This is a genomic window from Nannocystis pusilla, from assembly GCF_026626665.1.
In the GTDB taxonomy this organism is placed as follows: Bacteria; Myxococcota_A; Polyangia; order Nannocystales; family Nannocystaceae; genus Nannocystis; species Nannocystis pusilla.
The window spans coordinates 1,897,204-1,918,817 of sequence record NZ_JAPNKE010000002.1 but is presented as its reverse complement, the minus strand read 5'-3'; the positions used below and the strand labels follow the sequence as shown (position 1 = coordinate 1,918,817).

The window sequence follows — 21,614 nt, the reverse complement described above, 5'->3', positions numbered from 1 at the left end:
GGCCTCGCGGCGGCCCGATGCGTGGGCTCGGCGCCGGCCCGCGATCGCGCGCAAGGCAGCTGCTCCTGGGCCGCTGCGGCGCCTCGCCGGCAAAATCACGCCCGCGTCGCCCTCACCGCGGACACGTGTGCTCGCCGCCGGCCGTGCTTTGTCGCGTCGCCCCGTTCATGGTGAGCCGTTGGCGCCGGCCGCGGCGGCGTGGCCCTTGAGCGCCACAGGCCCTGGTGCTAGCGTCGCGCGCTCGCCATGGACCCTGCCCTGCGCGCCAAGCTCGAGAGCATCGCCGAGCGTCACGAAGAGCTGGGCGTCATGCTCTGCGCCCCCGAAATCGCGCAGGACAAGACCCGCCTGCTGGCCCTCTCGCGCGAGCACGCCGAGATCGCCCCCATCGCCGCCGCCGTCGCCCGCTACCGCGACCTCGAGGCGCGCACCCGCGACGCCGAGGAGCTGCTCGCCGACCCTGACCTTCGGGACATGGCCGAAAGCGACCTGCGCGATCTCAAGCAGCAGCGGGCCGAGCTCGAGGCCGAGCTGCAAGCTGCTCCTGCCCAAAGATCCCAACGACAGCCGCGACGTCGTGCTCGAGATCCGGGCCGGCACCGGCGGCGAGGAGGCCGCGCTGTTCGCCGCCGATCTCTGGCGCATGTACACCCGCTTCGCCGAGCGGCAGCGCTGGACCGTCGAGCCGCTCAACATGTCCGAGGCCGGCGCCGGCGGCTTCCGCGAGATCTCGGCCATGATCCACGGCCGCGACGTCTACGCCCTCCTCAAGTTCGAGAGCGGCGTGCACCGGGTCCAGCGCGTCCCGGCCACCGAGGCGCAGGGCCGGATCCACACCTCCACCGCGACCGTCGCCATCATGCCCGAGGCAGAGGAGGTCGACATTCAGATCAGCCCCAAGGATCTCGAGGTGCAGTTCATGCGCGCCTCCGGGGCCGGCGGTCAGAGCGTCAACACCACCGACTCGGCCGTGCGGATCACCCACATCCCGTCCGGGTTGGCGGTGCACTGCATGCAGGAGAAGTCGCAGACCAAGAACCGCGAGCTGGCGATGAAGCTCCTGCGCTCCCGCCTGCTCGACCGCGAGATCCAGCGCGTCCAGGCCGAGCGGGCCGCCCACCGCCGCAGCCAGGTCGGCACCGGCGATCGCAGCGAGAAGATCCGCACCTACAACTTCCCGCAGGACCGCGTCAGCGATCATCGGATCGGCCTCACCCGGCACGCGATCACCGACTTCATGGCCGGCGACATCGACGACGTGATCGCCGCCCTGCGCGCCAGCGACGAGGCCGATCGCCTGGCCGAGGCCCAGGGTCAGCCATGAAGCGCTCGGTGCAGGTCGAGATCGCCGGGCAGACCCTCACGATCCGCAGCGACGAGGGCCCCGACTACGTCCAGCAACTGGCCGAGTTCGTCGACGGTCACCTGCAGCTGCTGAGCGGCAACAAGCGGGTCAACAGCGCCGCCAACGCCCAGCGGGTCGCCCTGCTCGTCGCCATGCAGATCGCCGACGAGCTGTTCCGCGAGAAGGACCTGCACCAGCGGTTCCGCCGCAAGGTCCACGAGCGCCTGCTCGGCCTGCGGATCGCCCTCGACCAGCACGAGCAGCGGCTGGCCGCCGCCGAGGCGGCCACCGACACCCTCGACGAACCCCCGACCGCGTGAACGTCATGAACGCCACCCCGCCGCAGCCGCCCCGCTCCGCCGCCCTTCAGCGCATGCTCGAGCGCGGCTATTTCGAACAGGCCAGCGACTTCGCCGCCACCGACGCCGCGCTGGACAGCGGCATGGTCACCTTCTACGTCGGCTACGACCCGACCGGCGCCTCGCTGCACGTCGGCCACCTGGTCCAGATCATGGGCATGCGGGCCCTCCAGCGGGCCGGTCACAAGCCGATCGTCATCGTCGGCGGCGGCACCGGCATGATCGGCGACCCGTCCGGCAAGATGGAGACGCGCAAGCTGCTGACGCGCGAGGACGTGGCCGTCAACGCCGCCGGGCTCAAGGCCCAGCTCGGCCGCTTCCTCCACTTCGACAGCGGCCGGCCCAACGACGCGGTCATGCTCGACAACGGCGACTGGCTGCTCGGGCTCAAGTACATCGAGTTCTTGCGCGACGTCGGCCGCCACTTCACCGTCAACCGGATGATCGCGGTCAAGACCTACCGCGACCGCCTCGACGCCGAGATCCCGCTCAGCTTCCTCGAGTTCAACTACCAGCTGCTGCAGGCCTACGACTTCCTGCACCTGTTCCGCCACCACGGCTGCACCCTGCAGTTCGGCGGCTCGGACCAGTGGGGCAACATGGTCGCCGGCATCGAGCTGATCCGGCGCATGACCCCCGAGGGCCAGCCCAACGCCGCCTACTGCCTGACCCTGCCGCTGCTGCTCACCGCCGACAACCGCAAGATGGGCAAGACGGAGCGCGGCGCCGTTTGGCTCGACCCCGAGCGGCTGACCCCGTTCGAGTACTACCAGTTCTGGATCGGCTGCGACGACCGCGACGTCGCCCGCCTGCTCAAGACCTTCACCGACGTCCCGATCGCCGAGATCGAGGCGCTCACCGCCGAGGGCGGCGCGGCCCTCAACGCCGCCAAGGCCCGCCTCGCCTTCGAGGCCACCGCCCTGCTCCACGGCCTCGATCACGCCACGCAGGCCAGACAGGCCAGCGAGCAGGCTTTCGGCAGCAGCGAGGACTGGAGCGCCGTCCCGCTCGTGACCGTCCCCGGCCCCGAGATCCGCCTCGTCGACCTCGTCACCCACCCCGAGATCGAGGCCTTCAAGTCCAAGCGCGAGGCTCGCGAGCGGATCGCCGCCGGCGCGGTCAAGCTCAACGGCGAGCCCGTCACCGACCCGGCCCACCTCGTCATCGCCGCCCACGCCGGCGATCAGGGCCTGCGCCTGCAGTCGGGCAAGAAGTGCCGCTTCCGCGTGACGTTCGCCTGAGCTGACCGCACGGGCATGTTTTTGACGGCATGCCCCTGCGGACATGCCTGAAAACACATGCTCGTACGGACATGTCCCTGCGAGCATCCACGGCACGCGGCGTCTCTCCGCGTCGCTCGTCCGACATGTCCTTGCGAGCACCCACGGCACGCGGCGTCTCTCCGCGTCGCTCGTCCACCTTGTCCTTGCGAGCACCCGCGAGACGCGGCGTAACGGAGCGTCGCTCCTCCGACATGTCCTCGCGACCATCCACGAGACGCGGCGCCTCTCGACATCGCTCGCCCTGGCGCATGTCTCTTCAGACATGTCCGTTCTACCAGTCGTCGCGGAAGCGCAGCACCGTGTCGCGCACGCGCTGGTACACGCTGGCGGTCGCGCGCACGTCGCCGCGGTTGTACGTGGCGATCGCCCCCAGCTCGCCGCGGGCGTAGGCCGGGGCGACGTCGGCCCCGCTCATCCCGTCCTTCGGGCTCTCGACCCCGAGCGCCCAGCAGACCGCGTCGAGCGAGGCCGGGGCGACCGAGCGGCCGGTCGCGACCATGCGGTAGAGATCGAGGTGCGGCCGCACCTGGTACGGGCTGCCGAGCAGGTCGACGCGCGCCGGCACCTCGTGGACGAGGCTGCGCCCGAGCAGGAACGGCACGTCGAAGTTGCGCCCGTTGTAGCTGACCACCACCTCGGCCTGCGCCGCCAGCAGCCAGAACGCCTGCAGCAGCTCGCGCTCGCTGACGAGCTGCAGCCACGGCGGCACCTCGCCGACCAGCCGCCGCGGGTCGTTCCCCGGCGGCACCCCCAGCGCCCACACCTCGCTGTCGAGATCGTCGCCGTCCATGAACGCCAGCGACACGATCTGCCCGAACAGCGGCGACAGGCTCATCACCAGCTCCGGCTCGCAGCCCTCGCGCGTCGCGTGGCGGCGGATCGCCTCGACCACGCTGGCCGGCATCGTCGCCGGATCGTGCGCCGGCGCCGTCTCGAGGTCGAACACCAGAGTGCGGCACAGCTTGCCCGCGACCCGCTCGAAGCCGTCGCCGAACACCCGCGCCGGCGCGTAGCCGTCGTCGTCGTCCTGCGCGCCGCGGAGCTTGCGGACGTTGAGCTGCAGCGCCCCCTGGTACTGCTCGACGCGGAACAGCAGCTTGACCGGCTGCCCCCGCCGCGCCGCCCTGGCCGCCTCCATCGCCTCGGGCGCGTCGTCCCAGATCTTCGCGGCGATGGTCCGCGCGGCGTCGCTCACCACGAGGTCGAAATAAGGACGACCCTGGCGGGTGCGGCCCTCCTGCACCTGCATGAGACTCGCATAGGCCACGAACAGCCGGTTCGGGTCGGGCACCAGGGTCGTCAGGTCGGCGAGGAGTTCAGGCCCCTGAGGCCGCGGGACGAGCTCGGACACGGGAGTTTGCATGGACGAGTGCCGGGAGGATACTTGCGCGGAAGCGACCCGCCCAGCCGTCCGCTCGCGACACCACGCGCGCCCGGTCCGGGTCCACATCGCCCGGAGGAAACCCCTTGCGCGTCTCGCGAGCCACCACCGTCCTGCTCAGCCTCGCCACTCTGTGCGCCACCGCCTGTCGCGGCGACCAGAAACCCGGCCAGCCCCCCGCCCGAAGCCACCGACAAGCGGGACGTCGCCCCATCTTCGCCGCCGCCGCCCGCGAGCGGCCCGCTCGCCAACCTCGGTCCGCTGAGCAGCATGCTCGCCGACAAGCTCGACGCCCCCGGTCCCTACGACCCGCCGCGCCAGTCGCCCGGCTTCGACGCCGGCAAACCGCACTGGCTCACCCTCGACCTCGGCGGCGAGATCGGCGAACTCGCGCCGATGTCGCTGTTCGGCGGCGGCGCCCTCATCGAGCTCCACGCCCTGCTGCAGCGCCTCGACCGCCTGGCCGCCGACGGCAACGTCCAGGGCCTTTTGGTCCGCTTCACCGACGTGAACCTCGACATGGCCACCGCCGAGGAGGTCCGCGGCGCCTTCCTCGCCTTCAAGGCCGAGGGCAAGCGCAAACTCGTCTGTCACGCCGACGTCCCGACCAACGCCGTCTACTACCTCATGAGCGCCTGCGACGCCGTCGGCGTCCAGCCGGTCGGCGAGGTCCTGATCCCCGGCCCGATGGCCATGCCGCTGCACCTGCGCGGCCTCCTCGACAAGCTCGGCGTCGTCCCCGACTTCGTCCACGTCGGCGCCTTCAAGGGCGCGGCGGAGCCGCTGACGCGCACCGAGCCGTCGAGGGAGATGCGCGAGACCCTGGCCGCCGTGGTCGACCAGGCCTACCTGACCATGCAGTCGGGGATCGTCGCCGGCCGCAAGCTGTCCCCCGAGACAGTCGCGCAGCGCATCGACGAGGCCGTGTTCACCAGCGAGGCCGCGCTCGCGGCCGGCCTCGTCGACGGCGTCGCCACCTACGAAGACTTCCGCACCCAGCACACCAGCGGCGCCCCGTGGAAGCAGGTCAAGCTCAAGGACAGCCCGAGCGGCGGCGGCTTCGACATGGAGAAGCTGCAGACCTTCCTCGGCCTCGTCCCGCCCAAGCGGCCCAAGGAGCCGCACATCGCCCTCGTCTACGCGCTCGGCGGCATCATCGACGGCCGCGGCCAGGGCACCATCGGCGCGCGCAACCAGATCGCCGGTCGCACCCTCGCCGCCGCGATCGACAACCTCACCGACGACGCCAACGTCGCCGCGATCCTCCTGCGCGTCGACTCGGGCGGCGGCAGCGCGATGGCCTCGGAGCAGATCTGGCGCGCGCTCCAGCGGGCCAAGGAGAAGAAGCCGGTCATCGTCTCGATGGGCGGCGTCGCGGCCTCGGGCGGCTATTACATCTCGTGCGGCGCGACCAAGATCTTCGCCCTCGCCAACACCCTCACCGGCTCGATCGGCGTCGTCGGCGGCAAGATCGCGCTCGAGGGCATGCTCGAGAGAGTCGGCATCCGCACCTTCCCGATCACCAAGGGCAAGCGGGCCGCGATGTGGTCGGCGATGACCCCGTGGACCGAGGGCGAGCGGGCCAGCGTCCTGGCGATGATGGAGGATGTCTACAAGATCTTCGTCGGCCGCGTCGCCAGCGGCCGCGGCAAGTCGCCGGAGGAGATCCACGCGATCGCCCAGGGCCGCGTGTGGACCGGCGCGGCCGCCAAGGAGCGCGGCCTCGTCGACGAGCTCGGCGGCCTCACCGAGGCGCTCGCCGAGGCGCGCAAGCTGACCGGCATCGCCCCCGAGGTCGCGCTCGAGGTCTACCCGCCCGAGCCGACGATCAAGGACCTCATCGAGGGCTTCGACAGCGGCCCCAGCCTGCTCCGCGCCGCCGCCGACCACGAGCTCGTCCCCGGCCTCGCCGCCGCTCTCGGCGCTGACGGCGTCGCGGCCGTCTCCGGCGTCCTCGCCCAGCTCGACGCCCTGCGCGACGACCCGGTCCAGACCGCCCTCGTCTGGCCGGTCCTGCTGCGCTGAGCGGCGGTCCGAGTCGCTGTCTGAAGGGACATGCCCGCCTGGGCATGTCCCTTCGCGCATGTGCCATCGGGCATGCTCGAACGGACATGCCCGTCGATCCGGGTCGCGCCCGCTAGCCGTCGCCGATGTCGATCACGTCGCCCTCGTCGGTGACCTCGAACAGGCGGTCGCGGCGGCCGCCGTTGGCGCGGACCTGGGCGCCGCCGGCCTCTTGCGTGAAGTCGAGCACGATCGTGTGGTTGAAGGGCGTGTCGACGGCCGCGAGGCCGGCGAACGGCATCAGCGCCTCGGGCCCGAGCAGGAGGCCGGCGAGGTCGGCCTCCCAGGTGCCCATCAGCGTCTGCCAGCGGCGCCAGCCCTCGACCTTGAGCGCGTCGTCGACGCGGGACAGCAGGCGGTCCGACTGGATCTCGACCTCGCGCTCGGTCGCAGTGTCGACGCGGATCTCCGTGACCAGCCGCTGGCTGCCGTCGGCCGCCCACGTCAGCTGCGAGAAGCCGTCGAGCAGCGTCGAGTCGCCGCGCAGCGGCTCGTAGTAGATCGAGGCCAGCAGGCCCTGGCCGTCCGGCCGCGTGTACACCACGCGCATCGTCCCGCTGAGGCCGATGCCGGCGTAGGGGCACGGCGAGTCCTTGCTGCCGAACCAGATCCGCAGCGCCACCGCGCCGGGGCGGCTGACGACCGCGCAGGGCGTGTGCATCGCCACGCCGGCCGCCACCTCGTCGGTGATGCCGGCCAGGCCGCCGTCCGGGTCGACGCTGCCGACCAGCGCGACCATGGCGTTCTCGATCGCCATCGCGCGGCCCTGGTCGACCACCTCGACCACGGTCTGGCGCATCTCGACCGTGCTCGCCGGCTCGGGCGTACACGCGAGCAGCGCGGCCGCGGCGGACAGGGTGAGGGCTGCGAGGCGGCGCACCGCGGGATCTTGCACGGGGTGGCGCGGACCGGCAAGCACGCGGCTCGCGGTCCGCCGACGATTGCCTCGTGGGGCCGGCCCTGCAACAGTATGCCCACGCATGGCCCCCCGCGTCCTTCCCGTGCTCGCCGCGCTCGCGCTCCTGTCCGCTCCGGCGAGCGCGACCGCGGGCGTCCAGGCCCCGCCCTCGCCGCACGTCAGCAGCAGCGGCAGCGCCGACCTGGCGCCGATGCCCGCGACCCAGCCGATCCAGGGCAACCCGCCCGATCTCACCCAGCCCGCCAGCGTCCCGGCCTGGCAGCCGCCGCCGCCCGACGTCGCCGCCCCCGCGGTCCCGGCCACCGCCGGGCCTGCCCCTGCGACCATGGCCCCAAAGCCAGCCGAGCCCAAGGGGGGCCGAAGCGCGGGCCGCTGTGGACCGAGGGCAAGCCGCTGATCGGCGGCGGCTCCAAGGTCGGCGCCTACATCGCTCCCACCTTCAAGCTGACCGGCTTCGGACGCTCGCCCGGACTGATGCTCGGCGCCGACTTTGCCGTCATCGTCAACGAGCGCTTCATGTTCGGCGCCGCCGGCACCGCGCTCGCCACCCCGCTGCCGGCCCAGCGGAGCGACGATCGCACCTTCAACATGCGGACCCAGTACGCCGGCGTCACGCTCGCCGTCGCGTTGCTGCAGGTCCGATTCTTTCGCTCCAAATCGGCGCGCTCATCGGCGGCGGCCGGGTCTGCCTCAACGACGAACGCCTCGACCGCTGCGTCAATCGAGCCGCGATGTTCGTGGCCGAACCGGAGCTCGGCCTGTCGTTCGCGCTGACTCGCGTGCTGCGTCTCGTGCTCTCGGGCGGCTATCGCTTCGCCGTGGCGCAGCCGTGGAGCGGCCCGAGCGACCGGATCCTCAGCGGTCTGACCGGCACTCTCGGGCTTCGCCTCGGCAAGTTCTGACAGCGACGACAGTCGCTCGCTCGAACAGCTGCCCGCGGACAGCCGTACGTGGCAGATGGCGATGAAGACGACTTGCTGGGCTCGAAGCGGCGAGTATCGTAGAAGCCGTGGAGTGGGCCGCGTCGTCTGAGCTCGAGGCCAAGCCTGCGGCCGCGCCGGAGCGTGCGGCCGTCGGCTCTGCGCGCGAGCAGGCCTTCGACGACCTCACGCGCCTGGCCGCCACGCTGCTCGGCGCGCCGATCGCCCTCCTCGCGCTCGTCGACGAGGGCTCCGCGTGGCTCGCCGCCAGCGTCGGCCTCGACGTCGTCGACGCGTCGCCCTACCTGTCCTTTTGTACCTCCGTGATCCAGCGCGACGAGCCGCTCGAGCGCAGCGATCTCGCCGCCGATCCGCGGTTCGCCGCGCACCCGCTGGTGACCGCCGGGCCCCGGCTGCGCGCCCTCGCGGCCGTCCCGCTGCCGGGCCTGGGCGGTCCGCCGCTGGGCGCCCTGTGCGTCCTCGACGTCGTCCCGCGCCGCTTCACCGAGGACCAGCGGCGCGGCCTGCTCGCGCTGGCCCGCCAGGTCGCTGCGCGCCTCGAGCTCGATCGCCGCGAGCGCGAGCTCGCCGAGCAGCGGGTCGACCTGGCCCGCGCGCGCGCCGAGGCCGTCACGTCGGCCCGCGCCAAGGACGTGTTCCTCGCCAACATGGGCCACGAGCTGCGCACCCCGCTGAACGCGATCCTCGGCTGCGCCGAGCTGCTGCGCGAGGAGGCCACCGCGGCCGGTCTGGGCCAGCTCTTGCCCGACATCCAGACCGTCGACCGCTCGGGTCGTCACCTCGTCGCCGTCATCGAGGACATCCTCGACCTCGCGCGCCTCGAGGCCGGCGTGCCGCAGCTGCGGCGCGAGCCGGTCGCGGTCGCGCCGCTGGCCGAGGAGATGGAGGCCGCCGTGCGCCCGCAGCTGCGCAACAGGCCGCTGCGCTGGCGGCTCGCGCTCGAACCTGGCCTCGGGGACATCACCACCGACGCGACCAAGCTGCGCCAGATCTTGCTCAACTTGCTGAGCAACGCGATCAAGTTCACCGCCCGCGGCGAGATCGAGCTGGCGGTGCGGGTCGCCCACGAAGGCGACCGCGAGTTCATCGCCTTCCGCGTCGCCGACACCGGCATCGGCATCGCCGCCGACAAGCTGTCGCTGCTGTTCCGCGACTTCTCGCAGGTCCACGACGCCCGCCACGGCTACGGCGGCACCGGCCTCGGCCTCGCCATCAGCCGTCGCTTCGCCCGCCTGCTCGGCGGCGACATCCTCGTCGACAGCGAGCTCGGCCGCGGCTCCCGCTTCACCCTGCTGCTGCCGCGTGGCCCGCAGGGCATGTCCTGAACGACATGCCTTGAAGGGCATGCCCATTGGGACATGTTCTTTCAGACATACGAACGCCTCGGCCCGGGCGCGCCATGCCCGCACGCCTCACGCCGTCGCTTCACTGCGCCCGCTCTTGACCGAGCGACCCTTCGGGTCGCTATCGCTATCCCGGCGTGACTTCCATGCAGCGGCTGAGCGACGGCTATCCAGGGCCGCTCGATTCGAGCCGTCCAGTCCTGCTGCAGGCTTCTCGAGCCACGGCGTAGCCGTCGTCGGGTCGAGTCCTCGTCACCCGCCGCAGCGCCCCGAACCACGAGGTGACCGACGCACGCCCGCGCCGCTCCCGGTCAACCCCGCTCGCCGCCTAGAAGCGGCCCTGCAGCACGAACCCGCCCATCGTCGGCAGCACGCGCACGCGGGCGCGCTGGCTCGACTCCCACTCGGCGGTGGCCCGCTTGCTCTGGGCGAACGCCACCGCGCCGCCGATGAGCAGGCCGAGGCCGACGACCCCCACGGCCATCATCCCGAACGCGACCCCGTTGGCGCGCGCCCCGTCGGTCTTGAGGTCCTGGCGTTCGCTGCGAAGCGCGTCGCAGGTCATCGTGTCGGCGCCCTGCGCGTCGTCGACCTGCGTCAGCCCGCAGCCGCCCGCCTCGAGCTGGTCGTAGATCCCGCCGTCACCGTTGAGCTGGTCGTGCAGCCGGGCGCCCTTGCTGGCGAACGCGGCGCTCACCGCCACGCCGACCACCGTCAGCGCCCCACCGCCGCTCATCAGCCCGATGCCGAGCATCCGCTTCGGCTTGCCGGGGTCGACCGGATCGGGCGCCGGCGGCGGCGGTTCGGGCTCGGGCGCCACTTCGGGCGGACGAATCCGCTCGATCTCGGCGTCGATCTCGGCCAGCACCGGCTTCACCTCTTCCGGATCGGCGCCGAGCGTCGGGTCCTTCTCGATCGCGTCGACGTACTCGACCAGCGCCTTCTTGGCCGCGTGCAGCAGGTCGGGCTGCTGCTCGGTGTCGTAGAGCCGCTTGTAGGCCAACCCGATGTTGTAGAGGATCAGCGGGTTCTTCGAGCACTTGTGGGCCGCCTCGAACTTCTCGATCGCGGCCTTGGTGAACTTCTGATCGTAATCCTTGAGGCCCTCTTCGTAGAGGGCGCTCGGGTTGCGGCAGTTGGACGCTGGCTTGTCCTTGATCCGGCAACGGGACTCGCGGCGAAGTTGGCCGCGAGCACGAGGTGGAGCGTGAGCCGCAACATCGGGCGCGAGGCAGACCCATACCACGGATCAGCGAAGGGCGGCGGGATTCGGAACGGCCGGGCCCGCTCGCGCGCGAAAATCCCTGCGCGCCGCGTCGCCCTGGTCTCGCGGCCGCCCGTCGCGGGCCCGCTCTGGTCGCCCTCGGATGTTCGCGTTACTGTCCTCGCGTGTTGCGAGATCTGCTGCGCAAGGCGCAATCGATGGCGGAGAAGCACCTCCCCGAGGGTGTCCGCGAGACCGGCCGCAAGCTCTTCGAGCAGGTGCAGGAGCGCGCCGCGGCGCTCGGAGGGCGTCACGACGCCCCCCCGGAGCCGCCCGTCGAGGAGGCGACGCTGCAAGATGAACCATTGGACAGGTCCGATCCGATCGTCGTCGTCGTGTTCGGCTACCCCGGCGACGCGGCCACCGATCGCGTGGCCGCCGTGTTCACCGCCGAGGGCATCCCGTTCCGCCGCATGAACCTCCACGATCAGCCGCAGGCCGCCCGTCAGATCGCCGGCGTCACCGGCGTGATGGCCCCGCCCTACGTCTACGTCCGCGGCCGCTTCTGGGGCGGCGAGGGCGAGGTCGACGGCCTGCGCGCGCTCGGAGAGCTGCACACGGTGGTCGCCGGCGACCTCGCCGGACTCAGCGACGAGGCGCGCCGGATCGGCAAGCTGCGCGAGGAGTTCGACGACGCCCTGACCGCCGAGAACATCATTCTACGGCTCCGCCGCGGCCATATCCTCACCCTCGACGACCTCGACTGCTGGTTCGAGCCAGGTCCCGAAGGACAGGGCCGATTGTTCTACGAGGGCGCGCCGCGAGCCGCGGACGAGCTCGCGGAGGTCGCAGCCGAGATCGCCGCGCGCAGTGCCGCCGGCGATCTGCGCGCGGTCTGGCGCTTCGAGCCGGCCGTGTCGATCTGAACCGCGGGCCAGGCCCGCCTCTCCTCGCCCGCGCACGCGGGCTTTTTGCGGCCACGCGCCCGACGCGAGCCGCAAAGCAAAAAGAAGAGGCCGCGTGAAGCGGCCCTTCTTCGTCGGTCCGTCCAGCTCGGCTCAGCCGCCGGTGGTGCTCGAGCCGCTGGTCGTCATCATCGTGTCGGTGCCGGTCATGCCCACGTCCTCGGACAGGTCACCGCACTGCGAGAGCAGGCGCGGCGCCACGTCGACGGCCCACACGCCGCTGCAGTACTGGCCGTAGTTCGGCCACACCTTGTTGTTCTGGTCCTTGTACAGGGTGTTGTCCTGGTCGAAGGCGAACGGGCACAGGTCGCACGAGTCGCCGATGCCGTCGAAGTCCTGGTCGCGCTGCGGCAGCGTGCACATGAACTTGTACAGCTCGTCGGCGTTGCCGTTGATGCTCGGGCTGTCGAGCGTGAGCGGCTGGCCGGCCTCGGCGCAACCGGGCGGCAGGTTGACGACGCCCGGCGTGTTCAGGACCTTCTCGGGCAGCTTACGGCACTTGTCGGGGCCCTCGCCGCCGCAGTCGGCCTTGAGCGGGACGAACAGCGGGGGCTTGGGCGGCTCGCTGCCGTCCATCGCCATCGTCCACGCCTCGCGAGCGGCCTGGTACTCCATCATCAGGCGCTCGACCTCGTCGCGCTCGAGCGGCTCGCCGTCGGGCATGAGGCGCGGAGCGTCGAGCGTGTCGGTCGGGAACACGGCGGTGCAGCACATGCCCGAGGGCGCGACCTTGTCGTAGAACGCGATCGGGCGCGCGTCCGGGGTCTCGTAGCACTCGCTGTTGGTCTCGCAGTTGAAGCCGACGAAGTCGCCGTCGGCGTCGTTCTCCTCCGACATGCCGACCTGGACCTGCTGCGGGTTGCCGACGTACGGGCAGGTGTCGCAGATGTCGCCGACATCGTCGCCGTCGAAGTCCGAGTGGTTGCTGCAGAAGCCCGCGTTGCAGGTCACGTTCTCGTCGCCGCAGTCCGCGTCCTCGGTGCAAGCCTTGACGCGCTGGCGCGGGCACTTGTCGTCGCCGTTCGGGATGCCGTCCTGGTCGAAGTCGTCCTCGAGCCCGAAGCCGACCGGGCCGGCCGCGCCCTGATCGGGCATCGTGATCAGGCCGGCGCACGCGTCACCGATGAACGGGTTGGCGTCGTTGTCGACCTGGCACTGGCCGTCGTTGTTGAACGGGATGGCGTCGCCGATCTTCGCCGGGGTCAGGTTGCCCGTGTTGCCGAAGTCGCCGCAGTTGGGCACGGTGATGCAGTTGTCGCAGACGTCGCCGATGCCGTCGCGGTCGAAGTCCGACTGGTCCGGGATGTTGCGGACCCGCATGCGCTCGGGCGCCATGGCCGCCTGCGCGTTCTTGTTGTAGGTGTTCACCGGGCGCGTGCAGAAGTCGCACTCGTTGCCGATACCGTCCTTGTCGGTGTCGGCGAGCGTGTTCATCGTCGCGATCGTCGGGCACAGGTCGACCACGTCGCCGGCCTCGTCACCGTCGCTGTTGAGCTGATCCGGGTTGAAGTCGTCGGGCGCGTTGTCGCAGGAGAACGGGAAGCCGTCGAGGTCGAGGTCTTCCTTGCACTTCGGCGAGTCGATCTCGAAGTCGTACCAGAAGTCGGGCTTGCTGGCCTTGCCGCCCTTGGCCACGTTCCCCTCGGCGTCGATCTTCGGCATGCTGAGCACGAGCGGCATGCCGCACGCGTCCCAGAACGCGGCCGCGTAGTCGGCCGGGCGGTTCTTCATCGCCTCGTACACGTCCTCGCCGTCGGCGAGCGTGAGGCCCGGGACCTTGAAGCGATAGCGGACCGGGTTGTCGCCGGTGTTCGGCTGCAGGATGGCGCCGAACTCCTTGGCGTCGATCTCGACGCGGACCGAGCCGATGTCCTGGTCGCGCACGTTGACCGACAGGCACGGGACGGTGCCGTTGCCGGACTCGAGGTCCTCGGCCGTCTTGGCGCAACCGGGGCCGCCGGCGATGACCTTGCCCTCGACCGGCGCCTCGTCGGTGCCGCCGAGCTCGACGATCTGGAGCTTCTGCAAGTTCGACGGGCTCATGTCGTACTTGTTCGAGAAGCGCAGCTCGAAGTCGTCGCACGCGCCGATGCGCAGGTTGTTGGTCGGGAAGCCGCTGCCCGGGACCACGTGGAAGTCGGGCGTGTGGATGACGTAGGTCGCCTTCTTGAGCAGCGTGTTGCCGACCTTGTCGCGGATGTACTGCAGGATGTTGCCGTCGTCGTCCTTCGAGTTCTCGTGGTTGAAGACGATCTTGTAGGTCGAGCTCGAGCACATCGCGCGGTCGAAGTTCTCGTAGTTCTCGAAGAACCCGTTGTCGTTGCCGCGCCAGCCGTCCTTGATGTTGAGGGCGCCGGCGCCCTTGGCCCGGCCCGCCGAGCACGTCTCCGCGAAGCTCCGCGGCATCGCGCCGAGGTCGGCCGGCAGGAACAGCACGCCCTTGATCGCCGGGTCGTAGATCACGCCGCCGTTCTTCGACACGAACTTGAGCGCGTACTGGCCGATCTTCTCCTTGATGAGCGGCTTGCTGATGTCGCCGCCCTCGTGGCACAGCGACGCGACCAGGTCGGTGCAACCCGCCGCCGGCGACTCCTCGCACACGCAGTTGCGGGCGATGCTCGGCAGGGTCTCCTTGCGGTCGTAGCGGGGCGTCGGCTTCACGCCGGACTGGAAGTACGGGTCGCACTCGGCCGGCAGTTGACCGCCGCTGAGCTCGCCGCGGCAGCCCTCGAGCGCCGAGATCGTGTTGCTGATGTCGGCGTCGGCGAAGGCGAAGCGGCGGCCCTTGGCATTGTTGCCCGACTCCGCCTTGGTCTGCGTGCAGCTCTCGTCGAGGCAGATCGGGTACGGGACGTCGGTCTGGAAGCACGCGGCGGTGCCGGTGCCGTTCCAGCGCTTGTCGACGCAGTAGCCCTGCTCACCGGTCGTGGCCGGCTCGGCGCGGCACTCGACGAACCACTCGGCGCGGCAGTGCTTCTCCACGCAGTCGGGATCGTTGCCGGTGCACGCGGCGCCGTCCTTGGTGCCGACGCAGTTCATGCCCGGCAGGTTCGGCGACGGCTTGGCCGCGCAGTCCTCGTCGGTCTGGCACGGGACGGTCTCCTGCTCGACGTCGGCAGGCCGCAGGTCGGGGTGGGTCTCGCGCAGCTTGTCCTGCAGCGGCAGGCGGAACGTCTGCTTCCCGTCCTTCCCCCACACGTACGAGAACTTGCGCACCTCCTCGGTGCGGTTCACGTACGGGATGAAGTCGCGACACTGAGCGAACTTGTCGCCCATCAGGTCGCACTTGATCGCGGTGCCGGCGTTGGGGCTGGCCAACTGGTTACGGCTAGCCTCCTGATCCTCGGGCACGCTCTGGGTCACGCCGTACTTGGCGATGTTGACCGCCAGTTCGTAGTCACACGCGTCGCAACAGGTGTCGACGCCGTCCTGCGGGGTCGTGCACGACTGCGAGGCGCGGCGGGCGTCGGTCTCGCCGGTGTAGGTCTTGACCTCTTCGCCCATCCGCATCTTCAGCGGGATGGTCTTCTTGCTCTTCGAGTCGACGAACAGGCCGTCGCAGGTGTTGTCGTCGACGTTGGTGTGGTCGAACAGCTTGCCCTGGTCGTTCAGGTTGTCGATGCACGCCAGGTTGACGAGGCGGTTGATCTGGTCGGGCTGGGTCTGCGAACCCGGGCGGTAGTCGCCGTTGTAGCGGGTGATCGGACCCTCGAGGTGGACGATGTTCGTCTTCCAGTCGTAGACCTCGAACAGCTGCGGGTTGACCGGCGACTTGCGGACGAGCTCGACCGACTGCGGATCCAGCAGGTTGTTGAAGATGAACTGCAGGCCGTCGGTGACGATCAGCGGCGAGACCTTGCACCACTCCTGAGCGCCGCGCGGGGCCTCGATCGCCTCTTCGGTCTCGAGACAGGGGATGACCTTCTCGACGAAGTAGTTGCCGCTGTTGATCTCGCCGGGACATTCGTCGTCGTCGCACTCGGGGCCGAGCAGCTTGACGACCTTGCCGGCGTAGTTCACGCCCGCGACGGTCTCGAGGATCAGATTCTCGGGATCACACACGCCGCAGTCGGGGTCGGATACACAGCCGCCCAGCGCGGTCGAGGCGCCGAACATGGCGAGCGCGGCGAGGGCCCAAGCGCCGGTGCCGGCGTCGCCGCGGTGAATCGGGCGCGACAAGCGGGGAATGCTTCGAAGGAAGTTGTTACGCATGGCGACGGTCCTGCTCATCGAGTCGGTTAGGTTTTCTGCCGCAGGGTGTCCGGAGTCGGCTTGTCCTTGTTCTTCATGATGCCCAGCACGTCGGCGCCGGAGTGCTTGGCGATGTCGAGCACCTCGACCGCGAGCCCGTAGACGGCGTCGTCGTCGAAGTTGACGAAGATGACCTTCTTGTCGCGGAACTTGAGCTGGTTCTCCAGCGTGTCCTTGAGGCTCGACTTCTCGACCGGCGTGCGGTTGAGCGTGATGGCCCCGTCCTTCGTCAGACCGAGGACGAGGTTCTCACTCTCGGGTTGCGGCTTCTGCCGCGTCTTGCTCTCGGGCGGCACCTTGACCGAGAGCTCGGGCACGTTCTTCGGCAGCATCACCATGAAGATGATGAGCAGCACGAGACAGACGTCGACGAGAGGGGTGACGTTGATATCGCTCTGGGCTCCTTTTGGAGCCGCCTGCTGACATGCTCATGAGGCGATCCTTCGCAGCCGCCGGGGGCTCGCGCTGTTGTTAGCCTACCGCCGTTTGCCGCTGAGGTATAGGAAAAACGCAAGCGGCGCGCCTCGGGGAGGGGCGCGCCGCGGGGTTTGGAGGGGGTTTGGTTCGGACTGAGTTCGGACGCGGGGAGGTCGTGATGTGAAGGTCGGTGACGGGGCCGACCGCGCCGGGTCGGTGCGGCCCGGCCGCTCGACCGGCCGCGACATCACAGACCGTCAGGTCGGGGGTCCGGACTGATTGGCGACCTCGACCACGAGGGCCACGTCCTGCATCTGGACGTTGCTACCCGTGATCCACTCCATGACCGTCTTGACCCGGCCCCACTGGGTCCCCTTGTCGCCTTTGACGAACAGGATCGGGCCCTTGTAGTCGTTGGCCAGCGCCTTGCCCGAGGCGATCTTGAGGTCCTCGTCCAGGCGGGCGAGGAACGGCTCCTTCTCGGTGTACATGTCCGTCTCGACCCAGGCCCCGTCGTCGTTCACCGAGACGAACACCTGGTCGCCCTCCTTGTGCATCGTCGCGGTGCTCAGCGTGGGCAGCTGGACCGCGACGCCACGCCCGAGCATCGGCGTCACCACCATGAAGATGATGAGCAGCACCAGACACACGTCGACCAGCGGGGTGACGTTGATGTCGCTGTTGGCCTGCGCCGGCTGGATGCCGTGGTCGCTCTTGTACGCGACGTGTCGGCGGTGCTTGCCGCCCTTGCCGCCACGGCGCGAGCTCGTGGAAGCGGACATCAGGGGTAGCGCCCTTCCTTGAGGACGAAGTCGATCAGCTCCGACGCCACGTCGTTCATGTCGATCTGGAAGCCCTCGACCCGCGCGTTGAAGGAGTTGAACATCACGACCGCCGGGATGGCGACGAGGAGGCCCACGGCGGTGGCGACGAGGGCCTCGGAGATCCCGCCCGCGACCGACGACAGACCGCCGCCGCCGTCGGACGAGATGCCCTGGAACGAGTTGATGATGCCGACCACGGTGCCGAGGAGGCCGACGAACGGGGCCGTCGTGCCGACCGTCGCCAGCGAGGTCAGGCCGCGCTTGAGGTTGGCCGTCTCACGCTCCTTGGCGCGCTCCAGCTGGCGGTTGACCGCGTCGACGAGGTCGAAGTCGCCGACGTCCTCGGGACCCTCCTCGTTGAGGGCCTCCATGCCCTTGATGTACTCGTTCAGGCCGGCGCCCACGACCTTCGCCAGCGGGCTGTCGCCGTGGGTCTGCGCCGCCGCGACCGCCTCTTGCAGCTTGCGCTCCTGCAAGAAGTTGCGCAGCAGCATGATGTACTGGATCGAGTGCCGCCGCGACCGCGAGTAAGCCCGCAGGCGCTCCAGCACGATCGCCAGAGACAGCAGGAACATGAGCAGGAGCAACACCAAGATGACCTTGGCGAAGATGCCCATCTGCTCCCACATGCCTGCGAGGGAGAAGTCCGTTCCGCCGGTGTTGGCGAGTAGCGTGGTGATGTCCATGAGCTCCATGTCGGATGCCTGTCTTCTCGTTGGGGTCGGCTGAGGGCCTGAAGGCCGTGCGGTGGATCAGGCCCAAGGGGCCGTGCAGTGGGGTCTTTTGGGGGCCGGCGGCCTGGGACCGCGAGGCCGGAAGTCGAGGGGGCTGGGCCGGGAGACGGAGGAAGGTCGAGTACCCGCGGAGGTCGCCGTCGAAGCAGCCCGAAGGGCCCAATCAGGCCCCGGATGGGGCCGTGTGGCGAGCAGGCCCGGAGGGCCGTGTGGCGAGCAGGCCCGGAGGGCCGTGAAGCGAGCAGGCCCGGAGGGCCGTGAAGCGAGCAGGCCCGGAGGGCCGTGAAGTCAGTTGAACTTGATGTTGAAGTCGACCTCGGAGCACACCTTGGTCGCCTTGCCGCCGACCATGAAGGGCTTGAAGCGCCACTTCTTGACCGTATCGCGGCAGATCTCGTCGACCTTCGGGTCGTTGTGGGGGAACTTCTTCTTGAGCTTCACGTCGGCGGTCTTGCCGTCGACGTCGACGCAGAAGAAGACCGAGACGGTGCCGGGCCGCTTGTCGAACATGCCGGCCTTGGTCGCGGCGAGCTTGTTGGCCTCGGGGTCGGGCTTGTAGATCGCGTTGCCCATGACGACCGCGATCGGCTTCGGCGCGGTCGCCTGGGTCGCGTCGCGCTTGGTCGCCACGCCGCCGAGCTGACCGCCGAGCTGACCGCCGAGGACGCCGCCCAGCACGCCGCCGGGGACACCGCCCGGGACACCGCCGGGCACGCCGCCGGGCACCGCGTTGGTCTTGGCGCCGCCCGCCGACTTCTTCACGTCGGGCACCTTGTCGGGCGTCTCCTTCGGCTGGACGATCTCCTCCGGGACATCCTCCTCGGGGATCTCTTCCTTCTCTTCCTCTTCTTGCGTCTCCGCAGCGGCCGGCGGCGGCGGCGGCGGCGGTGGCGGTGCCGCCTCCTCGGCGCTCATCTGCACCATCAAGAACTGGACCGTCGGCGGGTCCACCTTGGTGATGTTCATCTTGTTCGCGGCCCAGACGAAGATGATGCCGGAGAAGGTGAGCGTGCCCGACACGACCGAAGCGATGGCGATCCGGCGCTGACGCCTGGGGTCGGACTTTTGGTACGTGAGATAGTGTTCAAACATGGTGCGGTCTCACTGGCCCCGAACGCCCGCGTCAGAGGCGGGCGCTGCGGCTACTTGCTCCCCTGCCCCTTGCCCTTCTTGCCCTTGCCCTTGACCGGCTCCGGTTCGGCGCCGCTCTCGAGCAGCCGGATCTCCTCTTCGATCGCCTTCTTGCGCTCGGCGTCGGACGCTTCCTCTTCGAGGGAGATCGGGCGCGGCGCCAGCATGCAGCACGGGCCCTCCGGCGGCTTGTCGGTCGGGCACTCGGGCTCGACCTTGATGTCGCAGATGGCTTTCTGCTGCCGCCACGCCGACAAACCGTCCTCGCGCGCGAGGATCATGTTGAGGTTCTCGTGGGCGGTGTTCTGCGTCGGATCGTCGCCGTACCGCCGCGCCAGCTGCCGCTGGGTGTACGCGATCGATCGATAGATGTACGCCTCGATGAACTTGTGGTCGATCATCGTCGCCTTGTCGAGGAGGGCGATCGCCTCGTTGGCCAGCGCCAGGCGCTCATCCTCCGACAAGTTGGCGTTGTACTGCACGCCGCTGTCGGGCTCGGGGTAGAGCCGCTCGAGCTTGCGGATCGCCAGCGACAGGTAGGCGCGCACGCTGGTCGGGAAGTCGACCGTGCGCTTGACGAACCACTCGTCGGCGTCCTTGGTGCGCCCGCACGTCTCGTACTGCTTGGCGATGCGCGTGTACCAGCCCTCTTCCTTCGGCTCCTGGTTGTGCTTCTCGAGGAAGTACGACAGCAGGTCGTCGCAGCGCTCGTCGGCGTCGAGCAGCGCGAGCCGGTGGTTGAGGTACGCCTCGCGGTCGGCCTCGGTCACGTCGTTGCCGGCGCGGTCGAGCCACGTCTTGAAGTCGGACAGCGCGAGGTCGGTGAAGACCTTGCGATCGGCGAGCTGGTTCGGATCCTTGATCTTCAGGACGATGCTCTCGGCCGCGCACGCGCGGTTCCAGAACAGCGTGACCAGGTCGGGCTCCAGCTTCTCGGCCTCGTTGTACTTCTCGATCGCCTCGCGATACTGACCGTTGGCGTAGAGGGTGTTTCCTTCGCGGATGAAGTCGCGCGCGGCGATCTTGGTGCAGCCGGGCGCCAGGAACAGGGCACACGCGGCAACTGCGGCGAGAATCGGACGCATGGAGAGCGCCAGTGTACAGAGATGTGAGGGGAGTTCAAGACGCCCCGCGGTTCCGAGCGCGACCGTGACGGCGACCTTGAGTGCGGGCGGCGGGGCCGCAAGCCCACGACGCCCGTGCGAGGCGGTTTGCACGGGGGGGCGTCCGAACTCGGTCCGATCCGCCGATCTTCGTTCGCCCTAGCCATCCGTCCAGCGCGCGCCGCACCGTGGCCCCGCGGCGCCGTCCAGGGCCGCGGCGCTGTCCAGGGCCGCGGGCGTCGGTCCTCGGCGGCGGGTCGGGTCGGCGGCGGCGCCCTCCCCTGCCCGCGTCACTGCCTGCCGGGCCGCGGCCGAGGATCGCCCGGGCCCCTTCTGCATCGGGTCTTCACCCGCCGCCGAGGGCGAGCGAGACGTCGGCGAGGCGCGTGCGGCAGGCTGCGAGGGTGATCAGGCGGTCGAGGCCGAGAGCGATCCCGGCGCAGGGCGGCAGCCCCGGCAGCTCGGCCAGGAAGTCCTCGTCGATCGGCAGCGCCGGCGCCCCGTGGACCCGCCGCAGCTCGTTGACCGCGGCGAACCGGCGCCGCTGCTCCTCGGCGTCGCGCAGCTCGACGTAGCCGTTGGCGATCTCCAGCCCGCCGACGTGGCACTCGGCCCGCCGCGCCAGCCACGGCCGGGCCGGGTCGGTGATCGCCAGCGCGGCGAGCGGCGCCGGGAAGTCGACCAGGTGCGTCCCTTCATGTCCTTTCAGCCATGGCTCGAAGAACATGTCCGACCAGGCAGTGAAGAACGCGGTCCAGGCCAGCAGCGTCCGCGCGCGCGGCTCGGCGTCGGCGCTCGTGTCCGCCGCCCGGCTGACCTCGTCGGCCAGCGCCGGCGGCAGCGCGGCGAGCAGCTGCCCGGGGTCCTCGTCGCCGCGCAGCGCCGCGCCGCAGGTCGCGGTCACGACCTCGAGGAAGCGCGCGCGCTGCCAGGTCTTCGGGACATGTCCGTTCGAACCTGTCGCAACGAACACGCGGGCGACGAGCGCCTCGACGTCGGCGAGCAGCGGGTCGAGGTCGGCGCCGAGGCGGTACCACTCGACGAGGTGGAACTCCTCGCTGTGGCGCTCGCCGATCTCGGCGCGGCGGAACACGTGCGCGATCTGGAAGATCGGCCCGCTGCCGCGCACCAGCAGCCGCTTCATCGCCAGCTCGGGGCTGGTCGCCAAGAGGCCCGGCGGCGCGGCGATCGGGTCGATGAACGGCTCGACCGCGACCGCCGGCACGCGCACCGGGGTGCTCACCTCGCGCAGGCCCTGATCGCGAAAATAGCCGCGCACGGCGGCCAGCGCGGCGTCCCAGATTTGCACGCGGGCGGGCCAGGCCAGCCCGCCGAGCTCGGCCGCCATCG

The 21,614-nt window shown here is 70.2% G+C and carries 18 protein-coding genes and 1 pseudogene; 8 read left to right on the top strand and 11 right to left on the bottom strand.

Translation table 11 applies throughout. The annotated features are described in order from the left end of the window. The first annotated feature begins 246 nt into the window (after positions 1 to 246). The 3 genes and pseudogenes from prfA (at position 247) to tyrS (ending at position 2,945) form a co-directional block, all read left to right on the top strand. Positions 247 to 1,324, top strand: a pseudogene (gene prfA / locus OV079_RS08520) (peptide chain release factor 1). Continuing rightward, positions 1,321 to 1,665: a cell division protein ZapA gene (locus OV079_RS08515; protein WP_267778484.1), complete on the top strand. Its 345-nt coding sequence runs from the start codon at positions 1,321 to 1,323 to the stop codon at positions 1,663 to 1,665. The pseudogene prfA and the gene OV079_RS08515 overlap by 4 nt, the downstream one beginning before the upstream one ends. Before the next feature lie 5 nt (positions 1,666 to 1,670). Continuing rightward, positions 1,671 to 2,945: a tyrosine--tRNA ligase gene (tyrS, locus tag OV079_RS08510; protein ID WP_267778483.1), complete on the top strand. Its 1,275-nt coding sequence runs from the start codon at positions 1,671 to 1,673 to the stop codon at positions 2,943 to 2,945. Between the two features lie 313 nt (positions 2,946 to 3,258). Here tyrS and OV079_RS55670 read toward each other — a convergent pair whose 3' ends face one another. Beyond that, on the bottom strand, positions 3,259 to 4,338 hold the full coding sequence (locus OV079_RS55670) for a ribonuclease H-like domain-containing protein (protein WP_267767337.1): 1,080 nt from the start codon (positions 4,336 to 4,338) through the stop codon (positions 3,259 to 3,261). A gap of 300 nt (positions 4,339 to 4,638) precedes the next feature. Between OV079_RS55670 and sppA the strand changes: the two genes are divergently transcribed. Next, positions 4,639 to 6,393: a signal peptide peptidase SppA gene (gene sppA / locus OV079_RS08500; protein ID WP_267767335.1), complete on the top strand. Its 1,755-nt coding sequence runs from the start codon at positions 4,639 to 4,641 to the stop codon at positions 6,391 to 6,393. A gap of 112 nt (positions 6,394 to 6,505) precedes the next feature. Here the strand turns inward: sppA and OV079_RS08495 are convergent, their stop codons facing one another. Continuing rightward, the gene (locus OV079_RS08495; RefSeq protein WP_267767333.1) at positions 6,506 to 7,312 is read right to left on the bottom strand and encodes a hypothetical protein; all 807 of its coding nucleotides are present in this window, start codon (positions 7,310 to 7,312) and stop codon (positions 6,506 to 6,508) included. Between the two features lie 100 nt (positions 7,313 to 7,412). On the opposite strand from OV079_RS08495, the gene OV079_RS08490 reads away from it, so the two are divergent. After that, positions 7,413 to 7,748, top strand: coding sequence for a hypothetical protein (locus OV079_RS08490; RefSeq protein WP_267767331.1), 336 nt, complete (start codon positions 7,413 to 7,415; stop codon positions 7,746 to 7,748). Between the two features lie 25 nt (positions 7,749 to 7,773). Here OV079_RS08490 and OV079_RS08485 read toward each other — a convergent pair whose 3' ends face one another. Further along, positions 7,774 to 8,007 carry a hypothetical protein gene (locus OV079_RS08485; protein ID WP_267767330.1) on the bottom strand — a complete coding sequence of 78 codons (234 nt, stop codon included), beginning with the start codon at positions 8,005 to 8,007 and terminating at the stop codon, positions 7,774 to 7,776. Between the two features lie 75 nt (positions 8,008 to 8,082). On the opposite strand from OV079_RS08485, the gene OV079_RS08480 reads away from it, so the two are divergent. Then, positions 8,083 to 8,253, top strand: a complete 171-nt coding sequence (locus OV079_RS08480; RefSeq protein WP_267767328.1) for a hypothetical protein — start codon at positions 8,083 to 8,085, stop codon at positions 8,251 to 8,253. 107 nt (positions 8,254 to 8,360) lie between these two features. After that, the gene (locus tag OV079_RS55665) at positions 8,361 to 9,617 is read left to right on the top strand and encodes a sensor histidine kinase (RefSeq protein WP_267767326.1); all 1,257 of its coding nucleotides are present in this window, start codon (positions 8,361 to 8,363) and stop codon (positions 9,615 to 9,617) included. A 346-nt stretch (positions 9,618 to 9,963) separates the two neighbouring features. On the opposite strand, the gene OV079_RS08470 is transcribed toward OV079_RS55665, so the two are convergent. Continuing rightward, entirely contained in the window at positions 9,964 to 10,881 is a 918-nt protein-coding gene (locus tag OV079_RS08470) for a hypothetical protein (protein WP_267767325.1), read from the bottom strand. 143 nt (positions 10,882 to 11,024) lie between these two features. Here OV079_RS08470 and OV079_RS08465 point away from each other — a divergent pair, with 143 nt between their 5' ends. Next, positions 11,025 to 11,765 (top strand): hypothetical protein, encoded by a 741-nt coding sequence (locus OV079_RS08465; RefSeq protein WP_267767324.1) that lies wholly within the window; start codon positions 11,025 to 11,027, stop codon positions 11,763 to 11,765. A gap of 132 nt (positions 11,766 to 11,897) precedes the next feature. Here the strand turns inward: OV079_RS08465 and OV079_RS08460 are convergent, their stop codons facing one another. The 7 genes from OV079_RS08460 to OV079_RS08430 all read right to left on the bottom strand — a co-directional run bounded on the left by OV079_RS08460 (position 11,898) and on the right by OV079_RS08430 (position 21,612). Continuing rightward, the gene (locus tag OV079_RS08460) at positions 11,898 to 15,983 is read right to left on the bottom strand and encodes a thrombospondin type 3 repeat-containing protein (protein ID WP_267767323.1); all 4,086 of its coding nucleotides are present in this window, start codon (positions 15,981 to 15,983) and stop codon (positions 11,898 to 11,900) included. A 59-nt stretch (positions 15,984 to 16,042) separates the two neighbouring features. After that, entirely contained in the window at positions 16,043 to 16,444 is a 402-nt protein-coding gene (locus tag OV079_RS08455) for an ExbD/TolR family protein (protein ID WP_267778482.1), read from the bottom strand. Between the two features lie 285 nt (positions 16,445 to 16,729). Next, positions 16,730 to 17,254, bottom strand: a complete 525-nt coding sequence (locus OV079_RS08450; RefSeq protein ID WP_267767321.1) for an ExbD/TolR family protein — start codon at positions 17,252 to 17,254, stop codon at positions 16,730 to 16,732. Further along, positions 17,254 to 17,991 carry a MotA/TolQ/ExbB proton channel family protein gene (locus OV079_RS08445; RefSeq protein WP_096332814.1) on the bottom strand — a complete coding sequence of 246 codons (738 nt, stop codon included), beginning with the start codon at positions 17,989 to 17,991 and terminating at the stop codon, positions 17,254 to 17,256. The genes OV079_RS08450 and OV079_RS08445 overlap by 1 nt, the downstream gene beginning before the upstream one ends. Positions 17,992 to 18,318: 327 nt before the next feature. After that, entirely contained in the window at positions 18,319 to 19,122 is an 804-nt protein-coding gene (locus tag OV079_RS08440; RefSeq protein ID WP_267767320.1) for an energy transducer TonB, read from the bottom strand. Between the two features lie 50 nt (positions 19,123 to 19,172). Next, positions 19,173 to 20,246: a tetratricopeptide repeat protein gene (locus OV079_RS08435; protein WP_267767318.1), complete on the bottom strand. Its 1,074-nt coding sequence runs from the start codon at positions 20,244 to 20,246 to the stop codon at positions 19,173 to 19,175. 364 nt (positions 20,247 to 20,610) lie between these two features. Further along, positions 20,611 to 21,612, bottom strand: coding sequence for an amino acid--tRNA ligase-related protein (locus tag OV079_RS08430; protein WP_267767317.1), 1,002 nt, complete (start codon positions 21,610 to 21,612; stop codon positions 20,611 to 20,613). Between the last annotated feature and the right edge of the window lie 2 nt (positions 21,613 to 21,614).